Annotated in this window: 13 protein-coding genes; 8 read left to right on the top strand and 5 right to left on the bottom strand. The window is 61.0% G+C overall.

The window, feature by feature from the left end:
- Nucleotides 1-96: 96 nt before the first annotated feature.
- The 7 genes from K1X80_RS10205 (at nucleotide 97) to K1X80_RS10235 (ending at nucleotide 7,805) form a co-directional block, all read left to right on the top strand.
- A complete protein-coding gene (locus K1X80_RS10205) occupies nucleotides 97-612 on the top strand; it encodes a DUF2059 domain-containing protein (RefSeq protein WP_057958889.1) in 516 nt (171 codons plus the stop codon).
- 3 nt (nucleotides 613-615) lie between these two features.
- Nucleotides 616-915 carry a BolA family transcriptional regulator gene (locus K1X80_RS10210; RefSeq protein ID WP_198799788.1) on the top strand — a complete coding sequence of 100 codons (300 nt, stop codon included), beginning with the start codon at nucleotides 616-618 and terminating at the stop codon, nucleotides 913-915.
- A 118-nt stretch (nucleotides 916-1,033) separates the two neighbouring features.
- A complete protein-coding gene (locus tag K1X80_RS10215) occupies nucleotides 1,034-1,975 on the top strand; it encodes a rhodanese-related sulfurtransferase (protein WP_057440777.1) in 942 nt (313 codons plus the stop codon).
- A gap of 36 nt (nucleotides 1,976-2,011) precedes the next feature.
- A complete protein-coding gene (locus K1X80_RS10220) occupies nucleotides 2,012-2,614 on the top strand; it encodes a DsbA family protein (protein ID WP_169961215.1) in 603 nt (200 codons plus the stop codon).
- Entirely contained in the window at nucleotides 2,607-4,412 is a 1,806-nt protein-coding gene (locus K1X80_RS10225; RefSeq protein WP_120732334.1) for an ABC transporter ATP-binding protein, read from the top strand. Before K1X80_RS10220 ends, K1X80_RS10225 begins: the two co-directional genes overlap by 8 nt.
- Before the next feature lie 95 nt (nucleotides 4,413-4,507).
- Nucleotides 4,508-6,967 (top strand): EAL domain-containing protein, encoded by a 2,460-nt coding sequence (locus K1X80_RS10230; RefSeq protein ID WP_057958893.1) that lies wholly within the window; start codon nucleotides 4,508-4,510, stop codon nucleotides 6,965-6,967.
- Between the two features lie 79 nt (nucleotides 6,968-7,046).
- Entirely contained in the window at nucleotides 7,047-7,805 is a 759-nt protein-coding gene (locus tag K1X80_RS10235) for a TenA family transcriptional regulator (RefSeq protein WP_408980319.1), read from the top strand.
- Nucleotides 7,806-7,827: 22 nt separating this feature from the next.
- On the opposite strand, the gene K1X80_RS10240 is transcribed toward K1X80_RS10235, so the two are convergent.
- The 5 genes from K1X80_RS10240 to K1X80_RS10260 form a co-directional block, all read right to left on the bottom strand.
- Nucleotides 7,828-8,754: a GGDEF domain-containing protein gene (locus K1X80_RS10240; protein WP_057445202.1), complete on the bottom strand. Its 927-nt coding sequence runs from the start codon at nucleotides 8,752-8,754 to the stop codon at nucleotides 7,828-7,830.
- 1,216 nt (nucleotides 8,755-9,970) lie between these two features.
- Nucleotides 9,971-10,711 carry a YciK family oxidoreductase gene (locus K1X80_RS10245; protein ID WP_032863166.1) on the bottom strand — a complete coding sequence of 247 codons (741 nt, stop codon included), beginning with the start codon at nucleotides 10,709-10,711 and terminating at the stop codon, nucleotides 9,971-9,973.
- A gap of 137 nt (nucleotides 10,712-10,848) precedes the next feature.
- Complete coding sequence (gene mupP / locus K1X80_RS10250) at nucleotides 10,849-11,520, bottom strand: N-acetylmuramic acid 6-phosphate phosphatase MupP (protein ID WP_057439225.1); 672 nt, start codon at nucleotides 11,518-11,520, stop codon at nucleotides 10,849-10,851.
- A gap of 4 nt (nucleotides 11,521-11,524) precedes the next feature.
- Nucleotides 11,525-12,223 (bottom strand): bifunctional 2-polyprenyl-6-hydroxyphenol methylase/3-demethylubiquinol 3-O-methyltransferase UbiG, encoded by a 699-nt coding sequence (gene ubiG, locus K1X80_RS10255; RefSeq protein ID WP_220172871.1) that lies wholly within the window; start codon nucleotides 12,221-12,223, stop codon nucleotides 11,525-11,527.
- Nucleotides 12,224-12,286: 63 nt separating this feature from the next.
- The gene (locus K1X80_RS10260; protein WP_057958895.1) at nucleotides 12,287-13,618 is read right to left on the bottom strand and encodes a TRZ/ATZ family hydrolase; all 1,332 of its coding nucleotides are present in this window, start codon (nucleotides 13,616-13,618) and stop codon (nucleotides 12,287-12,289) included.
- A gap of 109 nt (nucleotides 13,619-13,727) precedes the next feature.
- On the opposite strand from K1X80_RS10260, the gene mtnA reads away from it, so the two are divergent.
- Nucleotides 13,728-14,804: an S-methyl-5-thioribose-1-phosphate isomerase gene (gene mtnA, locus K1X80_RS10265; RefSeq protein ID WP_057439224.1), complete on the top strand. Its 1,077-nt coding sequence runs from the start codon at nucleotides 13,728-13,730 to the stop codon at nucleotides 14,802-14,804.
- Nucleotides 14,805-14,807 lie beyond the last annotated feature (3 nt).

A 14,807-nucleotide genomic window follows, 5' to 3' on the forward strand; every position in this document is an offset into this window, starting at 1 on the left:
CCAGGCGCTATAAGGCGTGGGGTTGAGTGCCAGCGTTTTTTAGGCGCAGAATGGTCGCCCTTGGGGTATTACCTCGCCTGCTAGAAAGGAAACTCGATGACTCGTCTTCGTGCCATCTGTACCGCGGTTGCTCTGGTCTGTGCCAGCGGCCAGGTTTTTGCCGATACCGCCAGCCACAACGCCAGTGCCGAAGCCTTCCTGACCCTGGCTCACGCGGACAAGCTGGGCACCCCGGTGTACATGCAAGTGCAGCAAATGTTCGCCCAGCGTTTCGAGCAGACCAAGGCGCCTGCCGCCAAGCAAACCGTGCTCGACACCTACCAGGCCAAGGCCAACGCCGCCCTGGACCAGGCCATTGGCTGGAACAAGCTCAAGCCGGACATGGTCAAGCTGTACACCAGCAACTTCAGCGAGTCCGAACTCAAAGACCTGGTTGCCTTCTACAAGTCGCCACTGGGCAAGAAAGTCCTGGAGAAAATGCCGCAACTGACCCAGCAATCGGCCCAGTTGACCCAGGCCAAGCTGGAAAGCGCGGTACCTGTCGTGAACAAGCTGTTGGAAGACATGACCAACGAGCTGACCCCCAAAGCCGCACCCGCCAAGAAGAAGTAAGCAATGACCATGCAGCAGCGTATTGAATCGGCACTTGCAGCCCTGAGCCCGGAACACCTGAGTGTGCTGGACGAAAGCCATATGCACAGCCGTGGATTGCAGACGCATTTCAAGGCCGTGCTGGTCAGCCAGCAGTTCGACGGGCTCAACCGCGTCAAGCGCCACCAGAAGGTCTACGCCACGTTGGGCGACCTGATGAGCGAGTTCCATGCGCTGGCGCTGCATACCTACACGCCTGAAGAATGGGCAAAAACCGACGCAGCCCCGGCCTCGCCGACCTGCGCTGGCGGTAGCAAACACTGATATCCGGCTGCTACAAGGGCCTATGTTTTGCTAGAATCCGCAACGCGCCGCTCAGTCGGCGCGTTTTTTTTGCATCCGGTTCACCCTTTACGAGGGTAGCCACCTGGAGAGAACACCCATGACACACCCCATCGTCGTGGCGGCACTGTATAAGTTCGTCACCCTCGAAGATTACGTCGCCCTGCGTGAGCCCCTGTTGCAGGCCATGGTCGACAACGGCATCAAGGGCACCTTGCTGATCGCCGAAGAAGGCATCAACGGCACCGTTTCCGGTAGCCGCGAAGGCATTGATGGCCTGATGGCCTGGTTGAAGAACGACCCACGCATGGTCGATATCGACCACAAAGAGTCGTACTGCGATGAGCAGCCGTTCTACCGCACCAAGGTCAAGCTGAAAAAAGAGATCGTGACCCTGGGCGTCGAAGGCGTCGACCCGAACAAGAAAGTCGGTACCTACGTTGATCCGCAAGACTGGAACGCGTTGATCAGCGATCCAGAAGTGCTGTTGATCGACACCCGTAACGACTATGAAGTGTCGATCGGCACCTTTGAGGGCGCAATCGACCCGAAAACCACGAGTTTTCGCGAATTTCCCGACTATATCAAAGCCAACTTCGATCCGGCCAAGCACAAGAAAGTCGCGATGTTCTGCACCGGCGGGATTCGTTGTGAAAAGGCCTCGAGCTATATGCTCAGCGAAGGCTTTGACGAGGTGTATCACCTCAAGGGCGGCATCCTCAAATACCTCGAAGAGGTGCCCCAGGCAGAGACTAAATGGCAGGGCGACTGCTTTGTCTTCGATAACCGCGTGACCGTGCGCCACGACTTGAGCGAAGGTGACTACGATCAATGTCATGCCTGCCGTACACCGGTTAGCGTAGAGGACCGCGCATCCGAGCACTACGTGGCCGGCATCAGTTGCCCGCACTGCTGGGATAAGCTGTCCGAGAAGACCCGTCGCAGTGCGATCGACCGCCAGAAGCAGATCGAGCTGGCCAAGGCCCGCAATATGCCGCACCCGATTGGTTACAACTACAAGCAATCATCCACCGAGGCTTGAACCATGTCTGCGCGCCTGCTCTATGTAATGGACCCGATGTGTTCCTGGTGCTGGGGTTTTGCCCCAGTGGCCAAGGCCCTGGTTGAGCAGGCCCAGGCGGCTGGCGTGGAATTGCACCTGGTGGTGGGCGGCTTGCGTACCGGCAGTGGTGCGGCGCTGGAACCGACTACTCGGCGCTATATCCTGGAGCACTGGCAGGCGGTGACCGAGGCCACGGGCCAGCCGTTCCGCCTGGAGGGCGCCTTGCCTGAAGGGTTTGTGTATGACACCGAGCCGGCCTGCCGGGCCCTGGTCACTGCGCGTGGCCTGGCGCCGGATTGCGCCTGGACCTTGCTCGGGCTGATCCAGCAGGCCTTTTATGTCGAGGGTCGCGATGTGACCCGCGCCAGTGTGCTGGTGGAGCTGGCCGAGACTGCCGGGGTGCCGCGTATCGAGTTTGCCGAGGCCTTTGACCGCGCCGAACAACATGCCGCCACGGCCGCCGACTTCACTTGGGTCCAGGACCTGGGCATCGCCGGTTTCCCGACCTTGCTGGCCGAACGCAATGGCCAGTTGGCGTTGTTGACCAATGGCTACCAGCCGCTGTCCGAGCTGTCGCCGCTGCTCGGTCGCTGGCTGGAGCGAGCTGCCTGTGCATGATCAGCCAACACCACGGGTTGATCGGCTGACCTGGGCAGAAATCCGTCGCCTGGCCCTGCGCCATAAAAAATCCCTGTGGATTGCCAACGGTGTCGCCGTACTGGCGACCCTGTGCAGCGTACCGATTCCCTTGCTCCTGCCGTTGCTGGTGGACGAAGTGCTGCTGGGCAATGGCGATGCGGCGTTGCAGGTGATGAACCACGCGTTGCCGACGGCCTGGCAGCAGGCTGCCGGGTATATCGGCCTGATGCTGCTGATTACCCTGGTATTGCGCTGCGCGGCGTTGGTGTTCAACGTGGTCCAGGCCCGCCTGTTTGCGGGGCTGGCCAAGGACATTGTCTACCGCATCCGCGTGCGTCTGATCGAGCGGCTCAAGCGTATTTCCCTGAGTGAATACGAAAGCCTGGGCGGTGGCACCGTGACCACACACCTGGTCACCGACCTGGACACGGTGGACAAGTTTGTCGGGGAAACCTTGAGCCGGTTCCTGGTGGCCACCCTGACCCTGGTCGGCACCTCCGGGATCCTGATGTGGATGCACTGGAAGCTGGCCCTGTTGATCCTGCTGTTCAACCCCCTGGTGATCTACGCCACGGTGCAGTTGGGCAAGCGGGTCAAACACCTGAAAAAGCTCGAAAACGACAGTACCTCGCGGTTTACCCAGGCCCTGACAGAAACCCTGGATGCCATCCAGGAAGTGCGCGCCGGCAATCGCCAGGGGTTTTTCCTCGGGCGCCTGGGGCAGCGTGCCCAGGAAGTGCGCGACTTTGCCATCAACTCCCAGTGGAAAAGCGACGCCTCCAGCCGCGCCAGTGGCCTGCTGTTCCAGTTCGGCATTGATATCTTCCGCGCGGCGGCGATGCTCACGGTGCTGTTTTCCGACTTGTCCATCGGCCAGATGCTCGCGGTGTTCAGCTACCTGTGGTTCATGATCGGCCCGGTGGAGCAACTGCTGAACCTGCAATACGCCTACTACGCAGCCGGTGGCGCGCTGACGCGGATCAACGAACTGTTGGCCCGCGCCGACGAACCGCAATACGCAGGGGGCGAAGATCCGTTTACCGGGCGCGAAACCGTGGGTATCGAGGTGCAGGGCCTGGACTTTGGCTATGGCGAAGACCTGGTGCTCAATCAGTTGAACCTGGTCATCGCCCCCGGCGAGAAGGTGGCGATTGTCGGCGCCAGTGGCGGCGGTAAAAGTACCCTGGTGCAATTACTGCTGGGGCTCTACACCCCGCAGGCGGGCACGATCCGCTTCGGCGGCGCAACCCAGCAGGCGATTGGCCTGGAAACCATCCGCGAGCATGTCGCGGTGGTGCTGCAGCATCCGGCACTGTTCAACGACACGGTGCGCGCCAACCTGACCATGGGCCGCGAGCGCAGTGATCAAGCCTGCTGGCAGGCCCTTGAAATTGCCCAGTTGGATGCTACGGTCAAGGGGTTACCCCAGGGCCTGGACAGTATTGTCGGGCGCTCGGGCGTACGTTTGTCCGGCGGCCAGCGCCAACGCCTGGCGATTGCCCGGATGGTGCTGGCCGAGCCGAAAGTGGTGATCCTCGACGAAGCCACCTCGGCCCTGGATGCGGCCACCGAATACAACCTGCACCAGGCACTGGCGCGGTTTCTCAGTGGGCGTACTACACTGATCGTTGCTCACCGTTTGTCGGCGGTGAAGCAGGCTGATAGGGTATTGGTGTTTGACGGTGGGCATATAGCCGAAGACGGCGACCACCAGCAGCTGATAGCCGACGGCGGTTTGTACGCCAAGCTTTACGGACACTTGCAACAAGTTCGCTGAAACGATCCCGGTACCGATCCTGGAGGGATCGTGTTTGGCCTCGGCTGTGCTGTCAGGAGCAGTTTTTACTCGCCTGTGCTGATGCAAGGGATCTCATGAAGCAGAAGCGAACTTTCGGAACACCCCGTTTGCTGGGCATTGTCTGGCCTTTTATTGCGGTTGTACTGTTCCAGGCATTACTGGGCTGCGTCAGCCTCTATATGCTCTCGGCCGTGCGCGGTTATGTGGCGGGCGAAAGCCTGTGGTCCAAGGGCCAGAAAGATGCCATCTATTACCTGACCCTGTACGCCGATAACCGCGACCAGAAGACCTTTCTCAAATACCAGAACGCGATTGCCGTGCCCCAGGGCGGGCACGAGCTGCGCATCGCCCTGGACCGCCCCAACCCTGACCTGGCGGCCGCGCGCCAGGGGATCCTCAAGGGCGGCAACCATCCGGATGACGTGTCGAGCGTGATCTGGCTGTACCTTAATTTCCGCCATTTCAGTTACCTGGAAAAAGCCATCGAGCTGTGGACCGTGGGCGATGGCTACCTGGTGCAACTCGACGACCTGGCGCAGGAAATGCACCGGGACATCCTTGCCAACCAAGCCACCAGCGCCGACATCCATGCCTGGAAAGAACGCATCATCGCCATCAACGATAGCGTGACGCCGGCGGCCAAGGCTTTCAGCGATGCCCTGGGTGAAGGCTCAAGGATGATTCTGCGCCTGCTGCTGATCACTAACCTGGCCACCGCCCTCGGCCTGATTGCCCTGGCCTTGTTGCGCACCCGCAAGCTATTGGCCCAGCGCCATGCGTTTGCCGATGCCTTGCAAGTGGAGAAGGAGCGGGCGCAGATCACCCTGGAGTCCATCGGCGACGGAGTGATTACCACCGATGTCGACGGGGCTATCGCCTATATGAACCCGGCGGCGGAGTCCCTGACCCACTGGAAGGCTGCCCAGGCCCAGGGCCTGCCCCTGGCGGCGTTGTTCAATCTGCTGGATGAAAACGCCCAGGCCGAAGGGTTTGCCCTGATCGAGCATATTCTTGGCGGTCAACTCACCGGCGGCAGCGAACACTCCAAGCTGATCCAGCGTCTGGATGGCAGCACGGTCTCCGTGACCCTGGTAGGTGCCCCGATCCGCAGTGCCGGAAAGGTCAGCGGGGCAGTGTTGGTGTTGCACGACATGACCCAAGAGCGCCAATACATTGCCAACCTGTCTTGGCAGGCGACCCATGATGCCTTGACCGGGCTGGCCAACCGCCGTGAATTTGAATTCCGCCTGGAGCAGGTGTTGCATGGCATCGGGCGCCAGCAGTCGGGGCATGCCTTGATGTTCCTCGACCTGGACCAGTTCAAGCTGGTCAACGACACCTGTGGTCACGCGGCGGGCGATGAGTTGTTGCGGCATATCTGCGCGCTGCTGCAATCGGACCTGCGCGAAGGCGATACGCTGGCTCGCCTCGGGGGCGATGAGTTTGGCATTCTGCTCGAGAACTGTCCGCCACTGGTGGCCGAGAAAATCGCCGAAAGTCTGCGTCGCACCGTGCAAAACCTGCACTTTGTCTGGAAAGGCCGGCCGTTTGTCACCACGGTCAGTATCGGCCTGGTCCATATCTCGCACATCCCGACCACTCTTGAAACTTCTTTGCGCGCCGCGGATATGGCCTGCTACATGGCCAAGGAAAAGGGGCGTAACCGGGTGCAGGTCTATCACGCCGATGACTCCGAGTTGTCCTTGCGCTTTGGCGAGATGGCCTGGATCCAGCGCCTGCACATGGCTTTGGAGGAGAACCGCTTCTGCCTGTATGCCCAGGAGATCGCAGCCTTGGGCCATACCGAGGCGGGTGCCGGGCATATCGAGATCCTGTTGCGCCTGCACGACGAAGCGGGGCGGATCATTTTGCCCGACAGCTTTATCCCGGCTGCCGAGCGTTATGGGTTGATGACTTCGCTGGACCGCTGGGTGGTGGAGAACGTATTCAAGCTGATTGCCCGTTGCATGATCGAGCGACCGGGCAGGCCCATGGCGATGTGTGCGATCAACCTGTCGGGCATCACCATCGGCGATGACGACTTCCTGAGCTTCCTGCGGGAGAAATTCAACGCCTATGGCATTCCGCCGAGCATGATCTGTTTTGAAATCACCGAAACCAGCGCCATTTCAAACCTCGGCAGTGCGATTCGTTTTATCAATGAGCTCAAGGCCTTAGGCTGTTTCTTCTCCCTGGACGACTTTTGCGCCGGAATGTCCTCATTCGCCTACCTCAAACATTTACCTGTAGACTTCCTGAAGATCGATGGAAGTTTCGTAAAGGATATGCTGGACGACCCGATTAACCGCGCCATGGTCGAAGTGATCAACCACATCGGCCATGTCATGGGTAAGCGCACTATTGCCGAGTTTGTCGAAACGCCGCACATCGAGCAGGCATTGCTTGAGATCGGCGTGGACTACGCTCAGGGCTACCTGATTGAGCGCCCGCAATTGTTTACCTTCGATAGTTTGCAGTGTCGACCTGCGCGCCCGCAGCCTCTGTTATTCCGGGCGCCCGGCACGTTCCGCTGAAACATCTGCTGGTCTGTACACATCACACATCAAAAGGAGCCCGACAGTGATCGACACATTCAGCAGAACCGGCCCGCTTATGGAAGCCTCAAGTTACCCCACCTGGGCTCAGCAATTGATCCAGGACTGTAGCGAGAGCAAGCGCCGAGTTGTCGAACACGAACTGTACCAGCGCATGCGCGATAACAAGCTCAGTGCCAAGACCATGCGCCAATACCTGATTGGTGGCTGGCCAGTGGTGGAACAGTTCGCGTTGTACATGGCACAAAACCTGACCAAGACCAAGTTTGCCCGTCATCCTGGCGAGGATATGGCGCGGCGTTGGTTGATGCGCAATATTCGCGTGGAACTGAACCATGCCGACTATTGGATGCATTGGGCACGCGCCCATGGCGTGGGCCTGGAAGAACTGCAAGCGCAGAACGTGCCGCCCGAGTTGCACGCACTGAGTCATTGGTGCTGGCACACCAGTTCGACCGATTCGTTGATTGTTGCGATTGCCGCTACCAACTACGCCATCGAGGGGGCCACTGGGGAGTGGTCTGCGCTGGTGTGTTCGACGGGCGTGTATGCCGCAGCGTTCCCCGAAGAAGATCGCAAGCGCGCCATGAAGTGGCTGAAGATGCATGCCCAGTACGACGACGCCCACCCGTGGGAAGCGCTGGAAATCATCTGCACCCTGGCGGGGATGAACCCGAGCAAGGCGTTGCAAGTGGAGTTGCGCCAGGCCGTGTGCAAGAGCTACGACTACATGTACCTGTTCCTGGAGCGTTGCATGCAGTTGGAGAAAACCCCGGTGATCCGCGAACGCCAGGTACTGGCGGCCAGCGAAGCCTGACCCCGGCAGGGCGGGGTAGGGGTTACCCCGCCATTGCCAGGCGGTTGCGGCCTTCGCGCTTGGCCACGTACAAGGCGCTGTCGGCCCGGCGCAGCAAGCTTTCGGCCGACTCGCCTACCAGCAAGGTCGCGCAACCCAGGCTCACCGTCAATTCGATACGCGTGGTGTCCGCCCAGTAGTCCTGGGCCTGTGCTGCCTGGCGCAAGCGTTCGCCGACCATGGTGGCGGCATCGCGGCTGGTGTTGGAAAGCAGGATCAGGAACTCGTCCCCGCCAAACCGAAACACCATATCCACATTGCGCAACTGGCTTTTGATCGAGGCTGCGACGGCCTTGAGCACTTTGTCGCCGGTGGCGTGGCCGTGGCTGTCGTTGATGCGCTTGAAGTGATCGATGTCGAGCATCAGCAAGGACAGCGGATGCAGATGCCGCTTGGCCATCTCGATCTCCCGGCCCAGGGTCTGGTCCATGGCGACGCGGTTGCCGGTCTCGGTCAATGGATCGCGCAGGGCGCTGCGGGTCGCGGCGCGATACAGCAAGGCATTGCGCATGGGGTACAGCAGGCTGGCCAGCAGTGATTCCAGGTTGCCCTGTTCCTCTTCGCTGAAGCGCTGGTTGCGGCGAAACACCAACTCCCCCAGGTGCTCGCCCTGATGGCTGAGGCTGTAACTCACGGAGTGATGACCGCGCTGGCCATATTCCAGACGCAGGTCGCTGGTTTCATGGCGGTATTGCAGGGCGTCCAGGGGGACCAGGCGCTGCACTTCGCGAAAAAACAGGCCGAGGATCCGCTCCGCTTCCAGGCTGGTCTGCAATTGCAGATTCAGTTGCTGGCGCAGTTGCGCAAGGCTGATGGGGCGGCGGGCGACGATGGAAGGCTGGCCAAAGCCCAGGCGTTGCAATTTGGCACTGTCGAAGTCAATTGCGTTGGTCTGGGTCGGTGTTTTCATAAACGGGAAGGCCTCTAAGCACAGAATGCTGTCTTACAGGCTCGATGGGAGCGGTTACTGGCGGGCGCCTTACTGTTCCTTCAGTTCCGTAAAACTTGGGTAACAGTCTAGTCCGCTTTGCCGGGGGTTATAACCCCTGATCCCATGTCGCACGTCTTGATGTCGCGCTGCCTGCTTAAGCAAATTGGAGCGAAAAGCGTGCCATTTAGTGCAATTAGTTTTTTGTGCTTATAAAACAAGGGGATGGGATTTATTGAGGAAAAGGCGCGGTGGAAATTTGGCGCAGGCCCATTTTGGCGGGTGGGCTTGCTTGCGATGGCGGTAGGTATCACACAACTTTTTTCTGGGTATGTGTACATATCCGTTGCTGCGGTCACGGCCACTTAGGGTTCCGCCCTTACGGCGGCTCACTTTGGAAGAGCGCCAAAGTAAGCAAAGCGCTCTTGCCCCACCACTCGGTGCCTCGCCTAGGCTCGGCATGCCCGCAGTCAGGCATTGCTCCGTGGGCCCGCTGCGATCGGCCATCCCTGGCCGTGTCGCGGCTACCCCGGCATCCATGCCGGGGTGCCCACTGCGCAATACCTGCCTGCGGCCATCGTGGTTTAACGGGGCGCCTAAGATCAAGATCAAAAGCCAGATCAAAAGCAGAGCAACAGCAACAGCAATGCCAGAGCGCGAAGCTGCATTCCCCCCCCCCTGTGGGAGCTGGCTTGCCTGCGATGGCGGTACATCAGCCAATACATTTATCGACTGATACAGCGCCATCGCAGGCAAGCCAGCTCCCACAGGGGTACGCGCACGCTTCGACGATCAGGTCGGCTGTCAGGCCGCCTCGCTTTGCTTTTGATCTGAGGCGCCCCGTTAAACCACGCTGGCCGTCATCCGATATTGATTTGGGGGGTAACCCGGCAGGACGCCGGGTTAGCCGCGCTGGGCCATGGATGGCCCATCGCGGCGGCCCCCCAAATCAATGTCGGATGACGGGCACACCGAGCCAAGGCGAGGTGCCGAGTGGTGGGGCAAGAGCGTTTTGCTTACTTTGGCGCTTCTCCAAAGTGAGCCGCCGTAAGGGCGGAACCAATAGCCGCCGTTACCGCAGCAAAGGATATGTACACAACCCCAAGAACCACGAAAGAGTTGTATAGATACCTAAGGCCATCGCGGGCAAGCCCGCTCCCACACAAGCCCCACAATGGCGTAGTGTCATGTCCGAAGATTATTGCGCGTCGAACGCCTGCCCATTGATCCCCGAGCTGTCCGGGCCCATCAGGTACAGGTACACCGGCATGATCTCTTCCGGCAGCGGGTTGTTGGCCGGGTTTTCCCCAGGGTAAGCCTGGGCACGCATGCTGGTCCGGGTGGCGCCGGGGTTGATGCTGTTGGCGCGCACTGCCGCCACGGTGTCGAGTTCGTCGGCCAGGGTCTGCATCAGGCCTTCGGTGGCGAACTTCGACACGCCATAGGCGCCCCAGTAGGCCCGGCCCTTGCGCCCGACGCTGCTGGAGGTGAACACCACCGAAGCATCCTGGGACAGCTTGAGCAGGGGCAGCAGGGTGGCGGTCAGCATAAACATGGCGTTGACGTTGATATGCATGACGCGCATGAAGTTCTCGCCCGACAGCTGTTCGATCGGCGTGCGCGGACCAATGATCGAGGCGTTGTGCAGCAGCCCGTCGAGATGGCCGAATTCTTTTTCGATCATCGCCGCCAGCTCGTCGTATTGATGGGGCAGGGCGGTTTCCAGGTTGAACGGGATCACCACCGGCTGCGGGTGGCCGGCGGCTTCGATTTCATCGTAGACCTGGGCCAGGTTGGCCTCGGTCTTGCCCAGCAACAGCACGGTGGCACCGTGGGCGGCGTAGGTCTTGGCCGCCGCTGCACCAATCCCGCGGCCGGCGCCGGTGACCAGGATGACCCGATCCTTGAGCAATTCTGGGCGTGCGGAGTAATCAAACATAATCGACCTCAACAAAAATTCAGTCTGAATGTGGGGCGGGCTCGCTCGCGATAGCGCAGTGTCAGTCAATAAAGCGGCAGCTGATTCACCGCTATCGCTGGCAAGCCAGCTCCCACATTGATCTCAGTGTTTCAGTGTCAGCAGCTGCAGAGTGCGCTATCGAGCACCTTGCGCAGCTCCAGCGGGTGATCGACCACAACGTCGGCGCCCCAGTTGCGGGCGTTGTCGTCGGGGTGGATATAACCATAGGTGACGGCGGCGGTGCGGGTCCCGGCGTCGCGGCCCGATTCGATATCCCGCAGGTCGTCACCCACGAACAGCACGCTGGCCGGGTCCAGGTCGAGCATCTTGCAGGCCAGGATCAGCGGCTCCGGGTCGGGTTTGCTGTTCTTTACGTGGTCCGGGCAGATCAGCAGCGCCGAGCGCTGGGCCAGGCCCAGTTGCTCCATGATCGGCTCGGCAAAGCGCAATGGCTTGTTGGTCACCACGCCCCAGATCAGCTTGGAGCGCTCGATGTCTTCCAGCAGTTCGGCCATGCCATCAAACAGCTTGCTATGGATCGCGCAGCCCTTGACGTAGCGTTCGAGGAACTCCAGGCGCAGCTCTTCAAAGCCTGGGGACTCCGGGTCCATGGAAAATGTCACGGCGACCATGGCCCGGGCGCCGCCGGAAATTTCATCGCGGATATGCTGGTCGTTGATCGGTGCAAGCCCGCGCTCGGTGCGCATGGCCTGGCAGATGGCGATAAAGTCCGGCGCGGTATCGAGCAGCGTACCGTCCATGTCGAAAAGAACCGCTTTCAACTTCACAGGCTTATTCCTCTCGCAGGGTCTGGATCATGTAGTTGACGTCGACGTCGCTGGCCAGCTTGTAGTGCTTGGTCAGGGGGTTGTAGGTCAGGCCGATGATGTCCTTGACGGTCAGCCCGGCCTGACGGCTCCAGGCACCCAGCTCGGAAGGACGGATAAACTTCTTGAAGTCATGGGTGCCGCGCGGCAGCAGCTTCATGATGTATTCGGCACCGATGATCGCGAACAGGTAGGCCTTCGGGTTGCGGTTGATGGTGGAGAAAAACACCTGGCCGCCGGGCTTGACCAAACGGAAGCAGGCACGGATCACCGACGATGGGTCGGGCACGTGCTCCAGCATCTCCAGGCAGGTCACCACGTCGAACTGCTCGGGCATTTCTTCGGCCAGGGCTTCGGCGGTGATCTGCCGGTATTCGACGCTCACGCCCGACTCCAGTTGATGCAGTTGGGCCACGGCCAGGGGCGCTTCGCCCATGTCGATACCCATCACCGTGGCGCCGCGCTGGGCCATGGCTTCGCTGAGAATACCGCCACCGCAGCCCACGTCGAGGACTTTCTTGCCGGCCAGGTTGACCCGCTCGTCGATCCAGTTGACCCGCAGCGGGTTGATGTCGTGCAGGGGCTTGAACTCGCTTTCGCGGTCCCACCAGCGATGAGCCAGGGCTTCGAATTTGGCGATTTCGGCGTGGTCGACGTTACTCATGGGTAGTCCTCTAAATCCGATAAAACGTTTTGCCTGGCCAGGAATTTCGATCCGGGGCCGGCGTTATTCGTGGTGTCCGCTGATGCGCCGGCCCCAGGCAATGGCCGTGGCGCTCAGCTGTTGTTCATCCATGCGCGTCAGTTGCCGGTCGTCGAGCAGTTGCTTGCCGCCGACCCAAAGGTGTTTCACACAATCGCGCCCAGTGGCATATATAAGCTGTGACACCGGATCGTAGATCGGTTGCTGGGCCAGGCCCGAGAGGTCGAAGGCCACGATATCTGCAGCCTTGCCCACTTCCAGCGAGCCGATTTCCGTTTCCAGGCCCATGGCCCGTGCGCCGTTGAGGGTGGCCATGCGCAGCGCGCGATGGGCATCCAGGGCGCTGGCCGAGCCGGCGACGGCCTTGGCCAGTAGCGCGGCGGTGCGGGTTTCGCCCAGCAGGTCGAGGTCATTGTTGCTTGCCGCGCCGTCGGTGCCTACTGCCACATTGACGCCGGCCTGCCACAGGCGTTCCACCGGGCAGAAGCCACTGGCCAGTTTCAGGTTGGATTCCGGGCAATGGATCACACTGCTGTTGCTTTCTACCAGCAACGCCAGGTCTTCTTCGCTGATTTGGGTCATATGAACGGCCTGCAAGCGCGGGCCGAGCAAGCCCAGGCGTGCAAGGCGGGCCAGGGGCCGCTCGCCGTACTGTTCGACGGACTGCTGCACTTCACCGGCGGTTTCGTGGACGTGCATATGAATCGCGGCGTCCAGCTCCTCGGCGATGACCCGGACTTTTTCCAGGTTTGCATCGCTGACGGTGTAGGGCGCATGGGGGCCAAAGGCGATTTTGATCCGCGGGTGATGCTTGAGGTCGCCAAACAGCTCCACGCCCTGGCGGATTGCCTCGTCGGCAGTGGCCGCGCCGGGGATCGGGAAGTCGAGGATCGGAATCGCAATCTGCGCACGCATGCCGCTGTTATGCACGCGCTCGCTGGCGACCTTGGGGAAGAAGTACATGTCCGAGAAGCAACTGATGCCGCCTTTGATTTGCTCGGCAATTGCCAGGTCGGTGCCGTCGCGCACGAAGGCCTCGTCGACCCACTTGGCTTCGGCCGGCCAGATATGCTGTTGCAGCCAGGTCATCAGTGGCAGGTCGTCGGCCAGGCCGCGAAACAGGCTCATGGCCGCGTGGCCGTGGGCATTCACCAGGCCCGGGCTCAGTAGCACCCCCGGCAACTCGCGCACTTCATGGGCCGCCAGCTTCAGCGCCTGGTCGCGCGGGCCGATAAACGCGATGCGCCCATCGCGAATGCCCAGGCCATGTGCCTTGAGCACCACGCCCGCAGGTTCGACCGGTACCAGCCAGCTTGGCAGCAGCAATAAGTCGAGCGGGGCGGCGGGTGGTGTCATAGCGAGCATCGTCCGGGGCGGTCATATAAAGAGGGCGAAGTATACCCGAGCGCCCTGGCGGGCGGATCGCTATAATCGGCGGCTTTTGTTGATGAGTACGGGGTGATGGATGCGCGATCGACTGTTGGCAGCAGAGAAAGTGAAGGCCATAGAGTGGCGTGATGGCGCACTGCACCTGCTCGATCAGCGTGCGCTGCCATCCCGGGAAAGCTGGGTGACATGCGCGACGGTCGACGAGGTGGCTGCAGCCATTCGCGCGATGGTGGTGCGCGGCGCGCCGGCGATCGGCATCAGTGCCGCCTACGGCCTGGTGCTCGCCGCCCGCGAGCGCATCGCCGAGGGCGGTGACTGGCAGGCGTCGTGGGAAGAAGACTACGCGCTGCTGGCCGACTCCAGGCCCACCGCGTCGAACCTGTTCTGGGCCCTCAAGCGCATGCGCGACCGCCTCGACCGCCTCAAGAACCACGCCGACCCATTGGCGGTGCTGGAGGCCGAAGCCATCGCGATCCATGAAAGTGACCGCGAAGCCAACCTGACCATGGCGCAACTGGGCGTCGAGTTGATCCGCAAGCACCAGGGCAATGCTCAGGCCATCCTGACCCATGGCAACGCGGGGGCATTGGCCACCGGCGGTGTGGGTACTGCGCTCGGGGTAATCCGTGCGGCGTTTCTGGAAGGCATGGTCGAGCAGGTTTATGCCAACGAAACTCGCCCCTGGCTGCAAGGCTCGCGGCTGACCGCCTGGGAATTGGCGGGCGAGGGTATCCCGGTCACGGTGAATGCCGACTCGGCCGGCGCACATATCCTCAAGACCAAGGGCGTGACCTGGGTGATTGTCGGCGCCGACTGCATCGCGGCCAATGGCGATGTGATCAGCAAGATCGGCACCTACCAGTTGGCGGTGTGTGCCATGCACCACGGCGTGCGCTTTATGGTGGTGGCATCCAGCTCTACCCTGGACTTGATGATGGCTACTGGCGATGACGTCGCCCTCGAAGAGCGGGATGCCGGCGAGTTGCTGGAAGTCGCCGGGCAGCGCTTTGCCGCCGATGTAGCGGCTTTTAACCCGGTATTTGACGTGACCCCGGCCGACTTGATTGACGTGATCGTGACTGAAAAAGGCATCGTCGAGCGACCGGATACGGCCAAATTGGCAAAGTTGATGTGCCGCAAGCGTCTGCATTGAGGC

Source organism: Pseudomonas sp. So3.2b, assembly GCF_019464415.1.
Taxonomy (GTDB): Bacteria; Pseudomonadota; Gammaproteobacteria; order Pseudomonadales; family Pseudomonadaceae; genus Aquipseudomonas; species Aquipseudomonas shahriarae.